A 708-nucleotide genomic window follows, 5' to 3' on the forward strand; every position below is an offset into this window, starting at 1 on the left:
CGCCGCGCTGCGGCCCTTCGTGGCGCGCGCCGACTGGCTGCTCGACCTGCATTCGATGCACGAGCCGGGGGCGCCGCTCCTGCTGACCGGCCTGCACCCGCGCAACCTGGAGCTGGCCCGCCGCATGGGCGCGCCCGAGCACATCGTGGCCGATGCGGGCCACCAGGACGGTGTGCGCATGCGCGACTACGGGCACTTCGGACTGCCCGACGCGCAGGCGGGCGACCGCCGCTCGCTGCTGGTGGAATGCGGCTTCCATGGCGCGCTGTCCAGCCGCACCGTGGCCTACGACCAGTGCGTGCGCTTCCTGGCGGCGGCGCAGGTGCTCCACCCCGAGGCGCTGGCCGCGCTGCTGCCCGGCTGGCGCCAGCCCGATGCGCCGCGCCAGTGGGTGCTGGAGGTGACCGGCCCGGTGGTCGCCAAGAGCAGCGCCGTCCGCTTCACGCAGCCGTTCACCGGCCTGGAGGTGATCCCCAAGGCCGGCACGGTGATCGGCGACAACGACGGCGAACCCGTCACCACGCCATACGACGACTGCGTGCTCGTCATGCCCTCCACGCGCCAGGCGCGGGCGGGGGTGACGGTGGTGCGCTACGCCCGCCGCCGGCCGCTGTAGCGCGCTGAACCGGCACCAGGCCCGGTCAGCGCCCGCGCCCAGCGCGGCCCGCAGCACCCACGCACCCCCAGCGCCAGCCACCACGCCAGGCC

At 75.6% G+C, this 708-nt stretch carries 1 protein-coding gene; it reads left to right on the forward strand.

Features of this window, described 5'->3' with window-relative positions:
* The coding region (locus tag AC27KI_RS26560; RefSeq protein ID WP_487116870.1) for a M14 family metallopeptidase at positions 1 to 616 on the forward strand (616 nt) is incomplete at its 5' end.
* Between the last annotated feature and the right edge of the window lie 92 nt (positions 617 to 708).

It is taken from the genome of Acidovorax sp. KPB24-03, assembly GCF_057546605.1.